This is a genomic window from Bacillus sp. SIMBA_154 (assembly GCF_046536015.1).
GTDB classification, from domain to species: Bacteria; Bacillota; Bacilli; order Bacillales; family Bacillaceae; genus Bacillus; species Bacillus pumilus_P.
The window spans coordinates 1-233 of the sequence record NZ_JAWJBV010000706.1; the positions used below are offsets into that span (position 1 = coordinate 1).

Sequence of the window (233 nt, forward strand, 5' to 3'; positions counted from 1 at the left end):
CTCATTCTCAAGCTTTTCTTTTCTTTGAACTTCCGATTGGTATAAAGCAAAAGCAGCGATAACAACCCCAATTATGGAAATTAGAGATGTGAGTTTTGGAGATTTAAGAAAAGAATGTACCCAGAATTTTGCAGCAAACTCTACTGCAGGGTTTGAAATACTACCAATAATCTTATCAGCTTTAAGCATATTACATTTAGAGCAAGCTATCGCTAGGTTATCAATGTTTGATG

1 protein-coding gene is annotated in these 233 nt (G+C 34.8%); it reads right to left on the bottom strand.

The genetic code is table 11. The features are described 5' to 3' along the window. A partial coding sequence (locus R0K30_RS23695; RefSeq protein WP_410613501.1) for a hypothetical protein occupies positions 1–233 on the bottom strand: 233 nt, incomplete at both ends.